General features: G+C 43.9%; 18 protein-coding genes. 9 read left to right on the forward strand and 9 right to left on the reverse strand.

Annotated features, from left to right (window positions below):
- Window positions 1-28 precede the first annotated feature (28 nt).
- Entirely contained in the window at window positions 29-1,753 is a 1,725-nt protein-coding gene (locus FNW02_RS03215; RefSeq protein ID WP_191756151.1) for a diflavin flavoprotein, read from the reverse strand.
- Between the two features lie 109 nt (window positions 1,754-1,862).
- Here FNW02_RS03215 and FNW02_RS03220 point away from each other — a divergent pair, with 109 nt between their 5' ends.
- From FNW02_RS03220 to FNW02_RS03230, 3 genes are all read left to right on the forward strand, one after another.
- A complete protein-coding gene (locus tag FNW02_RS03220; protein ID WP_191756152.1) occupies window positions 1,863-2,705 on the forward strand; it encodes a pantothenate kinase in 843 nt (280 codons plus the stop codon).
- Between the two features lie 82 nt (window positions 2,706-2,787).
- Window positions 2,788-3,234, forward strand: a complete 447-nt coding sequence (locus FNW02_RS03225) for a hypothetical protein (RefSeq protein WP_191756275.1) — start codon at window positions 2,788-2,790, stop codon at window positions 3,232-3,234.
- Between the two features lie 8 nt (window positions 3,235-3,242).
- Complete coding sequence (locus tag FNW02_RS03230) at window positions 3,243-3,707, forward strand: type II toxin-antitoxin system VapC family toxin (protein WP_191756153.1); 465 nt, start codon at window positions 3,243-3,245, stop codon at window positions 3,705-3,707.
- Window positions 3,708-3,779: 72 nt separating this feature from the next.
- Here FNW02_RS03230 and FNW02_RS03235 read toward each other — a convergent pair whose 3' ends face one another.
- Both FNW02_RS03235 and FNW02_RS03240 read right to left on the reverse strand, forming a co-directional pair.
- Window positions 3,780-4,592, reverse strand: coding sequence for an alpha/beta fold hydrolase (locus FNW02_RS03235; protein WP_191756154.1), 813 nt, complete (start codon window positions 4,590-4,592; stop codon window positions 3,780-3,782).
- 85 nt (window positions 4,593-4,677) lie between these two features.
- Window positions 4,678-5,172: an NUDIX domain-containing protein gene (locus FNW02_RS03240; protein WP_191756155.1), complete on the reverse strand. Its 495-nt coding sequence runs from the start codon at window positions 5,170-5,172 to the stop codon at window positions 4,678-4,680.
- Window positions 5,173-5,838: 666 nt separating this feature from the next.
- On the opposite strand from FNW02_RS03240, the gene FNW02_RS03245 reads away from it, so the two are divergent.
- The 3 genes from FNW02_RS03245 to FNW02_RS03255 all read left to right on the forward strand — a co-directional run bounded on the left by FNW02_RS03245 (window position 5,839) and on the right by FNW02_RS03255 (window position 7,854).
- Window positions 5,839-6,003 carry a hypothetical protein gene (locus FNW02_RS03245; RefSeq protein ID WP_167407613.1) on the forward strand — a complete coding sequence of 55 codons (165 nt, stop codon included), beginning with the start codon at window positions 5,839-5,841 and terminating at the stop codon, window positions 6,001-6,003.
- A 325-nt stretch (window positions 6,004-6,328) separates the two neighbouring features.
- A complete protein-coding gene (locus FNW02_RS03250; RefSeq protein WP_191756156.1) occupies window positions 6,329-7,210 on the forward strand; it encodes an SDR family oxidoreductase in 882 nt (293 codons plus the stop codon).
- A 2-nt stretch (window positions 7,211-7,212) separates the two neighbouring features.
- Window positions 7,213-7,854, forward strand: coding sequence for a cysteine hydrolase family protein (locus tag FNW02_RS03255; RefSeq protein ID WP_191756157.1), 642 nt, complete (start codon window positions 7,213-7,215; stop codon window positions 7,852-7,854).
- Window positions 7,855-7,930: 76 nt separating this feature from the next.
- Here the strand turns inward: FNW02_RS03255 and argH are convergent, their stop codons facing one another.
- The 6 genes from argH to trmD all read right to left on the reverse strand — a co-directional run bounded on the left by argH (window position 7,931) and on the right by trmD (window position 13,932).
- Window positions 7,931-9,325: an argininosuccinate lyase gene (argH, locus tag FNW02_RS03260; protein ID WP_191756158.1), complete on the reverse strand. Its 1,395-nt coding sequence runs from the start codon at window positions 9,323-9,325 to the stop codon at window positions 7,931-7,933.
- 149 nt (window positions 9,326-9,474) lie between these two features.
- On the reverse strand, window positions 9,475-9,681 hold the full coding sequence (locus FNW02_RS03265) for a hypothetical protein (protein ID WP_191756159.1): 207 nt from the start codon (window positions 9,679-9,681) through the stop codon (window positions 9,475-9,477).
- Between the two features lie 111 nt (window positions 9,682-9,792).
- Window positions 9,793-10,581 carry a nickel pincer cofactor biosynthesis protein LarB gene (gene larB, locus FNW02_RS03270; RefSeq protein WP_191756160.1) on the reverse strand — a complete coding sequence of 263 codons (789 nt, stop codon included), beginning with the start codon at window positions 10,579-10,581 and terminating at the stop codon, window positions 9,793-9,795.
- Window positions 10,582-10,660: 79 nt separating this feature from the next.
- On the reverse strand, window positions 10,661-12,448 hold the full coding sequence (locus tag FNW02_RS03275; protein WP_191756161.1) for an ABC transporter substrate-binding protein: 1,788 nt from the start codon (window positions 12,446-12,448) through the stop codon (window positions 10,661-10,663).
- A gap of 210 nt (window positions 12,449-12,658) precedes the next feature.
- Entirely contained in the window at window positions 12,659-13,141 is a 483-nt protein-coding gene (gene ispF / locus FNW02_RS03280) for a 2-C-methyl-D-erythritol 2,4-cyclodiphosphate synthase (protein ID WP_191756276.1), read from the reverse strand.
- Window positions 13,142-13,176: 35 nt separating this feature from the next.
- Entirely contained in the window at window positions 13,177-13,932 is a 756-nt protein-coding gene (trmD, locus tag FNW02_RS03285; protein WP_191756162.1) for a tRNA (guanosine(37)-N1)-methyltransferase TrmD, read from the reverse strand.
- 336 nt (window positions 13,933-14,268) lie between these two features.
- On the opposite strand from trmD, the gene FNW02_RS03290 reads away from it, so the two are divergent.
- The 3 genes from FNW02_RS03290 to cphA all read left to right on the forward strand — a co-directional run bounded on the left by FNW02_RS03290 (window position 14,269) and on the right by cphA (window position 18,465).
- A complete protein-coding gene (locus FNW02_RS03290; protein WP_191756163.1) occupies window positions 14,269-14,574 on the forward strand; it encodes a hypothetical protein in 306 nt (101 codons plus the stop codon).
- Window positions 14,575-14,724: 150 nt separating this feature from the next.
- Entirely contained in the window at window positions 14,725-15,588 is an 864-nt protein-coding gene (locus tag FNW02_RS03295) for a cyanophycinase (protein ID WP_191756164.1), read from the forward strand.
- 171 nt (window positions 15,589-15,759) lie between these two features.
- Window positions 15,760-18,465, forward strand: a complete 2,706-nt coding sequence (cphA, locus tag FNW02_RS03300) for a cyanophycin synthetase (RefSeq protein WP_191756165.1) — start codon at window positions 15,760-15,762, stop codon at window positions 18,463-18,465.
- The last annotated feature ends 41 nt before the right edge of the window (window positions 18,466-18,506 follow it).

Consider the following 18,506-nt stretch of genomic DNA (forward strand, 5'->3'; position numbering starts at 1 on the left):
TTATTAATCTAAAATCCCAAATCCAAAATTAATAGTGGTTTCCGACTTTGCGATGGTGAACTGCTGTTAATGCATCTGGCTTAGAAACTCGTCCGGCGTAAACGGTGCTGTATACTGCCCAGTGATCGCCGCAGTCCATTCTACTGACAACTTCGCACTCCATGTATGCGAGGGCGTCGGTGAGGATGGGAGCACCATTTTCGGCTGGCTGAGTTCTCACACCTTCAAAACGATCAGCACCAGGGGTGAATCGCTTCAAAAAGTGCTTCATGAGTTTTTGGTAATTGGCTTCTTCCAAGATGTTGAGGACAAAGCGATCGCCTACTTGCATAAGTGATTCAATTGCTCTGTCTTTGGCAACTGCAATGGAAAATCCCAGCGGTTTGAAGCTGGCTTGACTTACCCAAGAGGCTAACATTGCACTGGAGACATCGCCTTTTTTGGCGGTAATGATGTATAGTCCGCCGCTGAGTCTACCTAATGCTTTATCTAGGTCAGCATCTAGGGATTTCATCGCTTTGATGCTGCGATCGCGTCCCAGCCATTGACCTAAGTCTGTACCCGCTTCTTCACACAACTTGTAGGTGTTTTCTGTAGGGGTTTGCTTAATCCGAATCGCTGGGAAAACTGTTGTCAAACCCAAATTGCGGAATTTACTCAGCAACGGATCTATCGGCTCATCATCGCCACCGCCAGTTTCAAATACACCTATGGCTTGCTTTTCTTTGGCAGATCCTAACACTGTGCTGAGTGCAGCTTGGATGCTAGCAGCACCAGAAGCCGGAGGCATACCAACTACAAGTCCAGTACAGCGGCTAACTAGTTCCCGCAACTCTTGCAAATCTACTTCTGATCCCAAGTCCACAATTTCCACGGCGACACCAGTTTTACTGATACCGTTGGCAATTGCTTGAGCTAGGCGATCGCTATACCCATATTCGGAAACGTAAAATATGCCTACTGCTGTTTCTGCCTTGGTTTGGTTTTGGCTCCAAGTGCGGTAACGTCCAGTTAGTTCCTCAACATTGTGAGATAATAGCGGGCCGTGACCTGTGGCAATCATGCCAATATTTTTCAGTTCCCCCATGCGCTTGAGGGCGGATAAAACTGACCGCGCATTTGGCCCCATCAAGCAATCGTAGTAGTAATGAAAGTCTTCTTCGATAGCTGCCAAGTCTTCGTCAAACGTGCTATCTGAGCAATAGTGCAACCCAAAAGCATCGCAGGTGTAGAGAATTTGGGTTTTGTGGTCAAAGCTGAAGATGGTATCTGGCCAATGTAAATTGGGTGCAATGACAAATTCAAATTCGTGACCATTACCTAAATCTAAGCGATCGCCATTTTTCACAATCCGCCGCTTAAATGGTTGATGTACCAGATCCTCAAGAAACTGAATCGCCACCTTAGAACCAACAACGGTGATTTCTGGGGCCAGTTGCAGCATATCTTTAACTAAGCCGCTGTGGTCTGGCTCTGTATGGCTGATGATCAAATAATCAATTTCTTTTGGGTTGATTAGTCCCGTAAGCGTATCAAAATATAATTGACGAAACTTTTCGTGGGAGGTATCAACTAAGGCAGTCTGCTCGCCTCGGATCAGAAACGAGTTGTAAGTAGTACCGTTTTGCAGACCAAACTCAATATCGAAGCGATCGCGATCCCAGTCTAAAGAGCGAATTGCCGTCGTATCTTGAGCGATTTCCACAGTCTGTATGGTGAGCCGTTTTTCAGTTTTTTCGGTGAGCGCTACCATAACCCCCTCCTTGACAAATTGAGTATTTATTCCTCTAGTTTTATTGTTACACGCCGGGAATGTTAATTTTTATTAAAAAACCTATGGCTAACTTAAAAAAAATAAAAGTGTGAAACTACCAAAACACCCAGAATACAGAGAAAATCTTTGGTTAGCTCTGGAAATTGGGAATTCTCGGTTGCATTGGGCGTTGTTTATAGGCGAAGCTTTGGAGTGTGTTTGGGATACTGACCATTTACCTAAGTTTGTCATACAGCAGATGGCTCAATGTCGAACACTGGATGATTTGCCAACAGAAATTTTTCCATTTAGTAAGCTGAGTGGTAAACAAAGAGAAATTATTGCAGAAACATCTTCCTATCTACCCATTTTTGTAGCTTCTGTAGTTCCCAAGCAAACAGCGCTTTGGCAGAATTACCCCCATATTCGCGTTATTACCTTAGACCAAGTTCCGCTCAAGGGAATGTATCCAACGTTGGGAATTGACCGCGCCTTGGCTTTGTGGGGTGCGGGGAAAACTTGGGGTTTTCCCATGCTGGTTATTGATGCTGGAACAGCGCTGACTTTTACAGGTGCAGATGCTAACCAATGTCTGGTTGGAGGCGCAATTATGCCGGGAATAGGATTGCAATTTGCAACTCTAGGTCAAAAAACAGGGCAATTACCACTTGTAGAGACAAATAATTTCACGCTACCTCCACGCTTCGCTCTCAATACACAAGAGGCAATTCAAAGTGGAGTTATTTACACTTTATTAGCTGGAATCAAAGATTTTATTGAGGCGTGGTGGAGTTTATTTCCTAAAGGAAAGATTGCGATTAAAGGAGGCGATCGCACTCTGTTGATAAACTATCTACAAGCCTTGTATCCTGAAATTGCAGAATGTTTGATAATAGAACCAAATTTAATTTTTTGGGGAATGCAAAAAATAGTAACGGAGAATGGAGAATAAGAATCTGAATTTTCACGACCAGCAGATAAGCCAAAGCACGGATAGCTTAGAATTAAGAGAGAAGTTTAGCTTTGGTGACATTATGCCTCAAACTTCACAGTTAGATGTGATTATGCAGCAATTGGATGCCCTTTCTTTAGCTGAATTGCTAGCAGTTAGGGCAAGAGTCGATGCCTTGATTGAGAGGCAATCGTTGCCATTGGGTAACGTTAAAATTCCTAATACTGCTGCTCATGGGAGTTATCGTAAATTTACATTCATTCATAATGAGAATAGCGACGTTGATATCCTTGCTCCACTTACAACCATAAACCCACCAATAACAAATGCAACAAATCGCTTCCTATACTCGTTACGAGAATTAAGGCATCAAGTTGTCCAATTATCTGAATCGGAAGCAAAAGAGGATGATTCTTTAGAACAGGTAATAGAACTAGTTGATGAATGGATGGCTGATGAATCAGGATACGATGAGGAAAAGTATTCTCAAATTGAGGCAGCTTTAACTCAGAATAAGCTGTCAGTATAATAGTAAAGATGATTAGAGTCATATTATTAGATACTCATCCCTTGAGTAAAGTAACGCATCCAAAAATATACTCAAAAGTACAAGAGTGGTTGAAATTTTTGCGAGAAAATAAAACTGTTATACGTGTGCCAGAAATAGCCGATTATGAACTTCGGCGTGAACTATTGAGACAAGGAAATTTAAAGAGTATAAACCGCCTCAATAAACTTAGCCAAATTTGTCTCATACCCCTAACTCCCGAAACGATGCAAAAAGCAGCCGAGTTATGGGCATGGGTACGAAAACTGGGAAAGCCTACCGCAAGCAATGATAGCTTGGATGGTGATGTAATTCTTGCCGCTCAGGCAATTCTCCAATTGAAGAGTTTTGATGAAGTGATAGTTGTGACAACAAATTTAAAACACATATCACGCTTTGAGAGCAAAGGTATAGATATAGCAGATTGGCAGCAAACTCTCAATGATTTAGTTTAATTAATCTCACCATTTTTTTAGAAGCAATACGTAACCCGCTTCCATCTAACTAAATTATTAATGTTTTAATACTCAATTCCCTTTAATAAAGTCCCGAATATCGACCGCCACAACCTCAGCACAAGATTCTGGTAAATCATTTCCTGCATGAGGAATCATTTTCAACTCGACCTTCGCAGTTAGTTGAGCATAAACCCGACTTTTAGCTAGAGCATCTGGTGTATCTTGACCACCTTGTAAAATTAAAACTGGGACTTCTATCATATAAAGCCGCTTTTGCAGTAATTCCGCTTCAATTTCTGCTTGCTTTCTTTTGAAAAGTAATTGGCAAGCTATAGGATATGGTGATAACTCCTGACGTAACTGCAAGTCTTGGGCAATTTTCTCATACCAACCCAGGATTTTAGTCAAGGGAGTTAGCGATCGCAACAGTTTAACTACTAATGGCGGATAGTTTAGTAATCGCCGCATTTTCCGACAATACTCTTCTTGTCCTTGTATTTCTACACCTTCTGGTGCTAACAGTACCACACCATCAACTTTCTCTGGATACTTGAGAGTATAGCTAGCAGCAACCCAACCCCCAAGAGAATGTCCTACTAAATATACCTTTTCTAGTTTCACTGCTTGTAGAAACTCAGATAGACATTCGACTTGTAAATCAATTGAATGGTGAATATTAGGATTCTCTGATTCACCAAACCCTAGTAAATCAGGTGAGAAGCAATGGAAATCTTGTGAGAGCGATTTCATAACAGATATCCATTGACTGCTATCATTCCAAGCACCATGTAAAAAAATGACAGGAGTTCCTTCACCAACTTCACGCCAGAATATTAGCCCTTGCGAAAGCTTTCTCCGGGAGTTACGGAATAGCGTATCCATATTTAATTTAGTAGTTAACTTTTAGAATACTAGTCATTAGTCATTAGGAATTGGCACAGGACAAATGACCAATGACAAAATAGTTTTATGCTAGTGTTGTCAGCCCATTCAAATAGTCTTGCAACTGCCTTGTGTGGTCGTGAGACATTTGTCCTGGAGGCAGAGAATTGACAGGGAAAGCCTGGATTTCTATGACTTCCAAAGTATCCTGAACCTCCATTGTCCCATGCACTTGGGCCTCAACCACAACACAAATTGAATGGATTCTAGGATCGCGGTCTGGCGCGGAGTAAACTCCAACTAAACGCCGAATTTCAACTAATTCAAGTCCAGTTTCCTCCTTCAACTCCCGGCGAATTGTACTAGGAATATCTTCTCCCCAGTCCACCATACCTCCCGGCAATGCCCAGCGACCATCGTCGCGTCGCCGAATCAGTACAATGCGACCATCTGGTAAAATCGGAATGATACTAGTGCCAGTAATGGGATGCCGAAATATGATACCCAGTACTGTTTGTCCATAGCGCCATAGGGTACGTGTGGACTGTACAGCTGCCGCAAAAAAAGCAAGAACGTTCAATCTTCAAATTTTTGTGTTGTACTCTATAATTCCCTAACACTTACATAACAATCAACTAATAAAATGTTAGTTGAGTTTTGTTTTATACAAAAATGTTTGTGATTTGGGATTTTATTCTAAGGTTTTCCGTAGAATATTGTTAATTCTAACATCAGGTTTAAATAAATGTACTGTGTATATATATACATAACATTCATTAATGCATCAATTTCATTAGATAGCCAGTATTAGCCTTGCTCACAGCAGCTATCAATACTAGTTTTGCAGTACTGATTCAGAAAATTAATATAAAAAATCTAAATTACATAATTTCATTGCTTGCATTAACTCTTAAGACTTAATTGGTAATTTTAACTCTCTACTATTTCCTAATTAAAGTTTATTTTAATCAAATATCAAGTAGTTTAAAGAGCCGCAACAACTAGTTAACTAATTTACATATAGCTAACCTATTTTAATCTCATAAAAGGTATTTTTGTTTAGCTACCAAGTACATATTTCTAAAGTAGTATTGACATAGCCTAGGAAAACACGGTAGACTAGTATACTGTTAAAAGTTTATTAATTGCTGAACTAGGCTAAAAGCATATCAATAACATTGGTAGCTGATATTGCCTACGTGATGCCTAGTTGCTCCCTTTTTTGTTGTTTATTAATGAGGTGAACATGGCCAAGCGCCGTAACCCGAAAAAAGAAAAGGCGCTACGGAACCAGGCGTATGCCAGAAAGTTTCGTAAACGGACTACGACAGGAAGAATGCAGAGAAGGTTCCAACAAAGACCACCTAAGAGTGAGGAAGAAGAAGGCGCAGCAGCAGCTGATACTGAGTAAGTTGCCTATTATAATCCTTGCTCTTTGAATCTTTTAGTGATAAAGGCGTACAAATGTACGCCTTTATTTATTGGTAACTAAGTATTAGACAAGAATAAAGAATCACTAGTTATGTGACTTCAGTCGTCAGTAGAGACGTGATTTGTCTAATAAAGATTTTACTAGCTCCAATACTTACAGCAATGCCAGCTATTTTAAGAAGCCTGCTGACAGCTATCTTGGTTTCCACCAAGACTTAGTATAATAATGCCACGCATGATGCGGCTCTTTTAACATTGGCTACGTCTCAAATTTTAAAGATTTCTTTAGCCAAGGAGAACTTGAGATGACAATTCTTGTAACTGGCGCAACCGGAAATATTGGCGGCGAGGTAGTTCACTATCTCCTTGAACGGAAAGCTTCAATTCGAGGACTAGTACGCGACCCGAAAAAGGCAACTAACCTAGCACAGCAAGGGGTAGAACTGGCAATCGGTAACTTATCACAACCTGAAACTCTGGACGCAGCTTTGCAAGGTATCGAAAAAGCATTTTTAGTGTTGCCTAATTTGCCTAATCAAGTGGAACTAGAATGCACGTTCATTGATGCTGCAAAACAAGCAGGCATACAACAAGTTGTAAAACTTTCAGTAATGGGAGCAGGTGAATTGCCGAGTACATTTCAGAAATGGCATCGCCAGATTGAACAACATTTAGAGCAGTCAGGGATAGCATGGACGCACCTCCGCCCGAATATGTTGATGCAGAATATGCGCTGGTTTGCTCAAACGATCGCGCAAAGTGGCTCAATTTACAATTGCGTTGGAGATACCAAAATCTCTCATGTTGATGCTCGTAATGTGGCTGCTGTGGTGGGGGTTTGTCTAACTGAACCAGGACATGAAAACAAGAGTTATATCTTGACCGGATCTCAAGCAATTACATTTAATGAAATCGCGGACATTTTTGCAAAAGCACTCGGTCGAACTGTGGCGTATGTCGATCTTCCGCCCGCAGATCTTAAAGCTGCGCGACTTGCCAATGGAGAACCGGAATGGTATTTAGACGCTGAGTTCGAGTTATTTGATTGTTGGAAACAGGGGGCTGGGTCTGCTGTAACTAACGCGATCGCAACTCTCACTCGTCATCCTGCTACTACTTATGAAGAGTTCGCTCAATACTACGCTCAAACACGTGCTCAAGATTTCTTTGCAGCTGTTAGGAGTTAATCATGCAAACCGCTTTTGGGCTTAATATTCCCATGACCCTAGAGGATGTGTGTAGTCCTCAAAAAATGGCACTTTTGGTTTACGATATGCAGGTCGGGATCGCTCAACAATTGCCCGATAGTGCTGCGTTGATTCAGCAGGTAAAGACAGTTATCGAAGCGGCGCGATCTCATCAAATGCGGATTTTTTTCTCACGTCACACTACATTACCGACTGAAGTTGCTGGAGTCTCGCAACTCAAAGGCGCGATGGCTTTACAGCGAGTAGCTAATGTTGCACAAGTTAAACCGAACTTTCTGCCTAATTCTCCAGCCCATGCTATTATCCCAGAATTGAAACCACTGCCGTCAGAAGTGGCATTTGACAAACTCACAATGTCAGCGTTTGTTGGATCATATCTTGATTTAGCCTTGCGTGATGCCCGCATTGAAGCGGTTGCGATCGCCGGAGCAGTGCTAGAGTTTGGGATCGAACCCACAGTTCGCCATGCGGCTGATCTAGGCTATATTCCTGTCTTGATTCAAGATGCGTGCTACTCTTTCTCTGAGCAAAATCGAGCGCGATCGTTGGAGAACCTCCAGTCAGTTGGTCTAGTAACAGATATTGATACATTTAGTCGAATGCTGTTGGTAGCTTGTAGTTAGTACTTTAGCGCTAACTACAAACTTTAGTTTATTCATGTCTATCTAAATTAAAACATTGGGAAAAATCTTCCTTTCCCTACTCTTGCTGTTCAGAAATTTGAGCGCGAGCATCAAGGAAAGCTTTTCTTACCTGTGCAAAGCCAGTACCACCGTAACTATTACGCGCCGCAACAACTTGGCGGGGAGATATCGCTTCATAAATATCTGCTGCAAATGCTGGATGCAGTTCTTGCCACTCCTCCAATTTCAAATCTTTCAGAAGTTTACCTGCGGCAATACTGGTTTTTACGACTTTACCCACAAGGTTGTAGGCTTCCCGGAAAGGAACGCCTCGCGCTGCTAGATAATCTGCGACATCGGTAGCATTGGAAAAATCTTCCGTCACGGCTTCTGCTAAGCGTTGAGTGCGAAATTCCAAACCTTCCCGCAGTAAAATTGTCATTGCTTCTAGACAGGCTTTGACTGTGTTGACAGTATCAAATAGACCTTCTTTATCTTCTTGCAAGTCTTTGTTGTATGCCAGGGGTAGCCCTTTCATGATCACCAACATTGCCTGGAGATGACCGAATACACGTCCCGTTTTTCCCCGTACTAATTCTGGTACATCAGGGTTTTTCTTTTGGGGCATGATACTGGAACCTGTGGCACAGCTATCTTTGAGGGTGACAAAGCGGAATTCTTCAGTTGACCAAAGAATGACTTCTTCGGCAAGGCGGCTGAGGTGAACCATGATTAAGCTAGCAGCACACAAAAATTCGATCGCAAAATCGCGATCGCTCACTCCATCCAAGCTGTTAGCATAAACGCTGTCAAAGTTCAAGAGTTCGGCTGCATAGTGGCGGTCAATGGGGAAAGTGGTTCCCGCCAAAGCACCGCAACCCAAGGGTGAGATATTCACGCGGCGGTAAACATCTCCCAGGCGTTCCCAGTCGCGTTTGGCCATTTGAAAATATGCCAAAAGGTGGTGCGCTAAACTCAACGGTTGGGCACGTTGCAAGTGAGTATATCCAGGAATCAGAGTTTCAATGTGCTGTTCAGCTATATCTAGTAAGACAGTTTGAAATTCTCGTAATTGGCTCTTAATTTGTTGAATTTGGTCGCGGAGATAAAGCCTAGTGTCTGTGCCTACTTGGTCGTTACGCGATCGCGCAGTATGCAGTTTCTTACCCACATCCCCGACAATTTCTGTCAGTCGCCGTTCGACTGCAAAATGTACATCTTCAGCATCGACACCAGGCTGAAATTTTCCTTGGCGGTATTCCTGGCGAATTTGTTCTAAACCAGCAACTAGTTGTTCTCCTTCTTCTGGGGAAATAATCCCCGTGTGAGCCAGCATTTTGGCATGAGCTTGAGAACCAGTCAGGTCATATTCTATTAATTCAATATCGAAACCGATACTAGCATTAAAAAGAGCGATCGCCGGATGCAACGATGATTCAAACCGCTGGCTCCAAGTTTGTTTTTCGGTCATAGAGACGAGGGGAGAGGGGAGATGGGAAAGCAGGGGGAGCAGGGGGAGTGGGGGGAGCAGGGGGAGAATAAACACAAATACTATCTCTTATTTTCTACCTTCTGCTTCCTGCCTTCTGCCTTCTGCCTCCCGACTTCTAACTTTTAAATTTAACCATAGCTAGTGAGATTCCGAATCATATAACCAATGACCAAACCAATCAATAATGCCCACACTTGGCCTGTCTGTATAAAATGGCTCCAAGATTTTTGAATTTGACCCATCAGGTCTGGGTCAGTAATTGTTTGCGCTAGCACCATCAAATTTACTGGCAAATGCCAAAGTAACTGAGATATCAAATCGCTGTAGTGGCTCATATTTGGTGATTAAGGGGTATTGGCTGCATTTGTTAGTTATGGGTAGCCGATGTGATAGGTAACTCCCGCGATCGCGCGTAGCGTTGGCGGTAATTACGTCACTGTCATAACCTAAGATGCTGGCGATGCCAACCGCAATTTCTCGGCTGTCCGCAAAATTTGCCCCGCCAAAACTGCCGCACCAAAACCGTTATCAATATTTACTACACCTACTCCGGCAGCACAAGAATTAAGCATTGTCAATAGGGGAGCTAACCCGCCAAAACTTGCGCCATAACCGATGCTGGTGGGAACAGCAATCACAGGACAATTCGCCAAACCCGCAACGACGCTGGGTAAAGCGCCTTCCATCCCTGCCACAACAATCAACACTGATGCTGACTCTATGACGTGGCGGTTACTTAGCAAACGATGAATCCCAGCAACGCCGACATCCCAGAGGCGTTGGACGCAAAAACCAGAAAGTTCGGCTGTAACAGCGGCTTCTTCAGCGACGGGTAAATCAGCAGTTCCAGCAGAGAGAATGCCGATTTCACCCCCGAACTGTGGTTCGATGATAGAAGGAGCGATCGCACAAATTCGCGCTGATTCGTAATATCGCAACCCCCTAACTTTTGGTTGCAGTGCGGCATAAACTGCTGGTTCAATGCGGGTTGCCATTACTACCGGGTTGCGGAGGCGCATCACCTCCATAATTTGAGCAATCTGCTCAGATGTCTTACCAGGGCCCCATATTACCTCTGGGAAACCAGTTCTTAGCTGACGATGGTGGTCAATTTTGGCAAAATCACCCACTCTTTCATAAGCTAAGTCCTTGAGTGAATCTAATGCTATATCTGGGGTAACTTTACCATTGGCAACGGCTTCTAGGAGCGATCGCAAAGTTTTGTCATTTGTCATTTGTCACTTGTCATTGGTAATTATTTTTAGTCATAGTTAAAAGTTTATAGTCCAACAACTAATGACCAAAAACTATTGACTAATCCGTTACTTTGATTTCATAAATGTTCCAGAATGCCCCACCAAGGGCGGAGAATCTGATCCCTTCAAAACGATTACGTACCGCCGACAATGATAGAGGGTTAACTAGGTAAATAAACGGCAAATTTTCCTGGGTAATCCGTTGAGTTTCGGCATAAATTTCTTTGCGCTTTGCTTCATCTAATTCCCTTGCTGCTTGAATGTAAAGCTTACCAATTTGCGCTTCCCAAGGAGCCACCTCCCAACCTTGAATCGGCTTTTGTCCTGGTTGGGGTTTCTGATTAAACATGTGCAATCCCCCTTCAGGATACCAAACGTTAGCTCCATCGTTTGGTTCTAAACCACCAGTCAGACCTAACATAGAAGCTTCCCAGTCTAGGGAATTAGAAAGCTTGTCTGTATAAGTATTCCATGCTAGTGGAGTGAAATCAACTTGAATACCAATTTTGCTTAAGTCTTGTTTAATTTGCGAGCCAATTGCTTCGCGGATCTTGTTTCCAGCATTGGTAAGCAATGAGAAGCGGACGCGGTTTCCTTGAGCATCTACTAGTTGCTTTCTGTCGTTATATTTGAATCCTGCTTTTAGTAGCAGTTCCCTCGCTTTTTCTAGATTATAATTGTAGACTTTTAGCCCTTCTTTAGGCGAAAGGTAATAAGGGCTTTGCACGGTAATCGGTGAATTTTGTGGAGTACCCAAGCCGCGAAAAGTATTATTAATCATTGTCTCTCGATCAATCGCATAAGCTACTGCCTGCCGAAATTCTACAGTATTAAACCAACGCGACTTTACTGGATCAACTAGCGGTTTTCCATCCCTTTTACCTTTATTCAAATTGAACAAAACAAAGGTTGTACCAGTTGATGGCCCACCATTATAGATTTTGAAATTACCCTGTTTTTCTTGCACTTTTAGCAAAGAAAAGTAATCTGGTGTAACTGCCTGAGTATCTAACCCACCAGAACGAAATTGTAGTAAAGCGGTATCTGTTGATTCCACAATTTGCCACACTATTCGTTCAATATAAGGTTGAGATTCTCCTTGAGGCCCTTTGCGCCAGTAGTAGGGATTGCGTCGGAACACTACACGTTGACTAGTGTCATAGCGCTCTAGCTTGTAGGGGCCGTTAACGATAATTTGGTCGGGAGGAGTATCAACACCCCACTTTGACAGAAATATTGGCTTACCTTCAGCGTCTTTTGTTTTCACCGATTCCCGTAGTGCATGGGCTGGTAAAATTGGGTATCCTGTAGCACTACGCAGGAAGGGGGCAAAAGGTTCTGGAACAGTAAACTCAACCCGTCGATTGTCAATTTTTCTCACAATTGGCAGCTTCCGACTTTCGCCAATTCTCAAGACATCTCTAACATCTGTGGGGATTGCTTCATTGAAGTAAATTTCGTTATAAGTAAACACCACATCGTCTACTGTCAGCGGCTTTCCGTCAGACCATTTCAAACCCTGGCGCAGAGTAAAAACAATCTTTAATTTATCATCAGAAAATTGCCAGGATTCTGCTAAAACAGGCTCAACTTCACCCGTTTCATAGTTTTCGGAGGTTAACCCCTCGTAAATCAGAGGAAAAACATTCGGAAACTCCTGACTGAGGGGGTAGTTAAAGGTTTTGGGGTCACTGAGAATACCACTTACCAATTGCGGTACTTGAGCGGCTGCGCTTTTGAAGTTAGCTGGGTTGCAGGCGGTAACTGTGAGTGCTGTTACCACAGTCAGACTTATTGGCAACCAAAAACGCTTAATTACAGTAAGGATACTACTAGGAAATTTCATAATTTAAATACACTAATAGTGGAATCAATTTGACTGAAATTGTAGCCAACCGAGGAAGTTTTGAGTTTTATTAAAATACTGAACACCATTACACCGCAAAACTTCTGTAACTTCGCGCTTACCAAATTCATTGGAATTAGCGCTTAAAAATACTTTGTTTTCACTTGAATGCAGGCGTGCGTATAGCTTCACTGATGCAGCAAAAAAAAGTTACTCTGAAGCAACTAGCAAGACAACGGCATAAGCACAAATTCCTTCTTCGCGTCCAACAGGGCCTAGTTTTTCGTTGGTAGTAGCTTTGATGCCAATTTGATTCGGTTGTAATTCTAAAATAGCTGCTAGCTTGTCACGCATCTGATGAATATGCGGTTTTAATTTGGGACGTTCTGCTACTACTACTGAGTCAATATTTCCTATCTGCCAGCCTTGATCTCGAATCAGCTGATGTACTTGAGTTAATAGTACTAAACTATCGGCTCCTGCCCATTGCGGATCGCTAGGCGGAAAATAATGACCAATATCCCCTAAAGATAATGCCCCAAGCATGGCATCCATAATCGCGTGGGTTAGCACATCAGCGTCACTGTGGCCTAACAAACCCAGTTCATGAGGTATCTGAATTCCTCCTAAAATTAAGGAGCGATCGCTTACCAGTCGGTGGATATCGTAGCCATTACCAATACGAATATTCATCTTTTTGTCATTTGTCATTTGTCATTGGTCATTGGTCATTGGTTTGATTCTCTCTCCCACTCTCCCCCAGCTTCCCCTGCTCCCTCTGCTCCCTCTGCTCCCCTGCTTCCCTGCTCCCATTTCTTTAGCAAATCGGGACGGCGATCGCGTGTTCTTTGGAGCTGTTGCTCGTAACGCCACTGAGCGATCGCGGCGTGATTCCCAGAGAGTAAGACATCGGGTACTTTTAACCCACGAAAATTTGCTGGACGAGTGTACTGAGGATAGTCCAACAATCCTTCTTCAAAACTTTCTGCTGTTAGAGATTCCTTTTTGGCTACGGTTCCTGGTAGGAGACGCACGACACCATTAATTAAAGCCATTGCTGGAATTTCTCCACCTGTCAAAATAAAATCACCCAAAGACACCTCACGAGTGACTAAATGCAGTACCCGTTCATCTACTCCTTCGTAATGCCCACAAATAACTACTAATTGGTCATAATTTGTCGTTAATTCTCGTAACAGTGGTTGATTGATTGTTTCACCCTGTGGACTCATCAAAATGACCTCTCTTCGAGGTAAAATCGGCAGCGACTCCACAGCAGTAAAAATGGGTTCTGGCTTCATCAGCATCCCCACACCACCGCCGTAGGGTTCATCATCTACTTTCCGGTGCTTATCGTTGGTAAAGTCCCGTGGATTAATCAGATGCACTTGGGCGATCTGTTTGGCTAAGGCTTTACCCAGCAACCCAGAACTTAAAACAGAGGTAAAACAGTCAGGAAACAGCGTAACTATATCAAAGCGCACAGTTATTCGTATTCAAGGACACTAATCTTAAATTTGAATGTCTAGCAAACACAAGAAGCCAATGTCGGGTAAGAGTACAGATAAACTTGATCAATAGTATCTAAAAGTACCAGAACTCTTAGATTCTTGGTAGGATCAAAAGTTTTTCTAATTACTTAATTTATGTTTAAATATTGTCACAACTACATTTAAATTATTAATCCGATTAAGTTAACAACTTCCAGGATGCATCGAGCCAGCCTCAGAAAAAAGCGTGTCAAGACCTGCTCGCCCCCAAGCCCAGAGCGTAATTCTAGCCACCAAGCACTATTTTGCCAGCCTGGAAAGAGTAGACAGGTGAAAAACAAGGCGCTGGCTTTGAGGAACAGTAACGGACACATGAAAACTGAGACATCGTGTGAAAGCAAGAAGTTTGTAGACGCTTCTGCGGTGAGACAGCGCTGCATTCGCCTTGGTCTTTGGCAGGAGAAGAAAAGTTGGAGCAAAGGAAGCCTCTGCTCCAAACTTCGGGGAGGGTTTCCAACGCCAGTTGCTCATCGGGGTTTCCCCCATGAGCAACTGGCTCCTCCGCAGGCGACTAGCGAACCCGTTGGCGCAGCCTCTCGTAGAGAAGGGCTACTCTACGAGAACGCCAAGGGCTAACCCCTAGGGTGGGTTGGCTTCTAAACTATCAGAACTTTAGTCGCCGCTCCAAACTTCACAAAAGTGTCCTCTCAAACAAGCAAAGCGTAAAAGTCATTAGGCTACTAAACCTTGTTAAATTCACCTGAAGTTGTTGACAGGAGAAACACAATGCCGCAATTAAAAGCTAAATCGCTGGAAATGAGGACACCCCAAGCAACTAAAACCGCTGTTCTGGTCATCGGAGGCGCAGAAGACAAAGTTCACGGACGTGATATCCTGCGAACTTTTTTTGGTCGTGCCGGTGCTAGTAAGGCCTATATTACAATTATTCCATCTGCCTCTCGTGAACCTGCCATCATCGGTGGTCGGTATATTCGGATTTTTGAAGAAATGGGTGCTGAGAAGGTTGAAATTTTAGATATTCGTGAACGAGAACAATGTGAAACCCCTCAAATCAAAGCATCCTTAGAAGCCTGTAGTGGGATATTTTTGACAGGAGGAGATCAATTACGCCTCTGTGGCGTATTGGCAGATACGCCAGCGATGGAAATTATCCGACAGCGGGTGAGAGCAGGGCAATTAACGTTAGCTGGCACCAGTGCAGGAGCAGCAGTGATGGGACATCATATGATTGCTGGCGGTGGTAGTGGAGAGTCTCCAAATCGTTCCCTAGTCGATATGGCAACGGGTTTGGGATTTATTCCCGAAGTGATTGTTGACCAACACTTTCACAACCGTAATCGTATGGGACGGCTGATTAGTGCGATCGCAGCTCATCCCGATCGCTTAGGCATCGGTATTGACGAAGATACTTGTGCTGTATTTGAACGCGATGGTTGGTTACAAGTTATGGGCAAAGGCAGCGTGACGATTGTTGACCCCACTGAGGTAACACATACAAACGAACCGCATGTCGGTGCTGATGAACCACTTACTGTGCATAATTTACGTCTGCATATCCTCAGCTATGGCGATCGGTTTCACCTATACCAGCGGACTGTACTGCCCGCTGTACACCGTATTTCCAGCTGACGGGATAGAGTATCTGAGGTTACACTGAGTTGACCGCTGATTTATTTACTGCCGTAGAAAAATTACAAGAATACCATGTAAAAAGAAAAAACTGTTCATCATAAACAGTTTAGCGGTCAATTCCAGTAAGAAACTAGAATTTTGGTTCCGAATCTCCATCTACCTATTCCCATGAGAATCCTCAAGATCCAGACCCTACGCGGCCCAAACTACTGGAGCATTCGACGCCACAAGCTGATCGTCATGCGCCTCGATTTAGAAACCCTTACCGAGACGCCCTCGAATGAAATCCCTGGCTTTTATGAAGGATTAGTAGAGGCGCTGCCAAGTCTGGAGGGTCACTATTGTTCGCCTGGCTGTCGGGGTGGTTTTCTGATGCGGGTGAAAGAAGGCACGATGATGGGTCACATTGTGGAACATGTAGCCCTAGAGCTACAAGAATTAGCCGGGATGCACGTAGGCTTTGGTCGCACACGTGAAACTGCCACACCCGGAATATTCCAAGTAGTGATCGAGTACCTGAATGAGGAAGCGGGACGCTACGCAGGACGAGCCGCAGTACGGCTGTGTCAAAGTATCGTTGATCGAGGCCGTTATCCCAAAGCAGAACTAGAGCAAGACATCCAAGACCTGAAAGACTTTAGCCGTGATGCATCTTTAGGCCCTTCCACTGAAGCGATCGTCAAGGAAGCAGAAAAAAGAGGTATTCCTTGGATGCCTCTTGAGGCACGCTTTTTAATTCAGCTAGGCTACGGCGTCAATCAGAAGCGGATGCAAGCCACAATGACAGACAACACTGGCATTCTGGGCGTAGAACTAGCTTGCGACAAGGAAGCCACTAAACGCATCCTAGCAGCAGCCGGCGCACCAGTACCTAGAGGTACGGTGATCAACTTTTTGGACGATTTGCAAGAAGCCATTGAATACGTTGGCGGCTACCCCATTGTCATCAAGCCTTTAGATGGCAATCATGGACGTGGTATCACAATCGATATTAGAAGTTGGGAAGAAGCCGAAGCTGCCTACGAAGCTGCTAGACAGGTTTCTCGGTCAATTATTGTTGAGCGGTATTACGTTGGACGCGACCACAGGGTACTGGTGGTAAATGGCAAAGTAGTAGCAGTAGCCGAACGCGTACCAGCGCATGTAATTGGCAACGGTAGATCCACGATCGCCGAACTGATTGAGGAAACAAACCTTGATCCAAATCGTGGTGAAGGACACGATAACGTCCTGACCAAGATTGAACTAGACCGCACCAGCTACCAACTTTTAGAAAGGCAAGGTTACACCCTGAATAGCGTGCCACCCAAGGGCACAATTTGTTATCTCAGGGCAACGGCCAACTTAAGTACAGGTGGTAGTGCCGTAGACCGTACCGATGAAATTCACCCAGAAAACCTTTGGATGGCTCAAAGGGTAGTGAAAATTATCGGTTTGGATATTGCCGGACTAGATATTGTTACCTCAGATATTAGCCGTCCCTTGAGAGAGATGGATGGTGTGATTGTCGAAGTCAATGCCGCTCCCGGATTTCGGATGCACGTCGCCCCAAGTCAAGGCATCCCTCGGAACGTCGCCGGAGCAGTCATGGATATGCTGTTCCCCAACGAACAATCCAGTCAAATTCCTATTCTCAGCGTCACGGGTACTAATGGTAAAACTACTACTACCCGACTTTTAGCACATATTTATAAACAGACAGGCAAAGTAGTAGGATATACAACTACCGATGGAACTTACATCGGTGATTACTTAGTAGAAGCTGGGGACAACACAGGCCCCCAAAGTGCCCACGTCATTCTGCAAGATCCGACAGTAGAAGTAGCGGTACTAGAAACGGCTCGTGGTGGCATTCTCCGCTCTGGGCTGGGTTTTGAAGCTGCCAATGTCGGTGTAGTGTTAAACATCGCAGCCGATCATCTAGGAATAGGCGACATAGATACCATAGACCAGTTAGCTAACCTCAAGAGTGTAGTAGCGGAAGCTGTGTTCCCTGATGGCTATGCGGTACTCAACGCTGACGATCGCCGCGTCGCCGCCATGTCAGAAAAAACTAAAGCTAATATTGCTTACTTCACCATGAACCCAGATTCGGAATTAGTGCATAAGCACATCCAAAAGGGTGGAGTAGCAGCGGTATACGAAAATGGCTATTTATCTATTGTCAAAGGTGATTGGACACACCGCATAGAAAGAGCAGAACAGATACCCATAACAATGGGCGGACGTGCGCCGTTTATGATTGCCAACGCTTTAGCAGCTAGTTTGGCAGCGTTCGTCCAAAATGTCACGATTGAGCAGATTCGTGCTGGCTTGAAGAGTTTCCGTGCTTCAGTTAGTCAAACGCCAGGACGGATGAATTTATTTAATTTAGGCAACTACCACGCTTTAGTAGACTATGCCCACAACCCAGCCAGTTATGAAGCTGTAGGTGCTTTTGTCCGCAACTGGACTACAGGAGTGCGGATTGGCGTAGTTGGTGGCCCAGGCGATCGCCGCGATGAAGACTTTGTTACCTTGGGTAAACTGGCAGCACAAATTTTTAATTACATCATCATCAAAGAAGACGATGACACAAGAGGACGTCCACGGGGATCGGCAGCTGAATTGATTACTCAAGGTATCACCCAAGTTAAGTCTGATTGCCGCTACGAATCAATTTTGGATGAAACCCAAGCAATTAATAAAGCCTTAGACATGGCTCCTGATAACAGTCTGGTGGTAATTTTGCCAGAAAGCGTTACACGAGCTATTAAGTTAATCAGGCTGCGTGGTTTAGTCAAGGAAGAAATACTTCAACAAAATCCTGGTACGACTATCGTAGATTCCCAAAATGGGATTACACCTTCTTCTGTAGTTAATACTCTGCTGTAGTCAACAGGAGCCACTGCTTGATTAGAGTTTCCCGGCAACCG

The organism is Komarekiella delphini-convector SJRDD-AB1 (assembly GCF_014831675.1).
Lineage (GTDB): Bacteria > Cyanobacteriota > Cyanobacteriia > Cyanobacteriales > Nostocaceae > Komarekiella.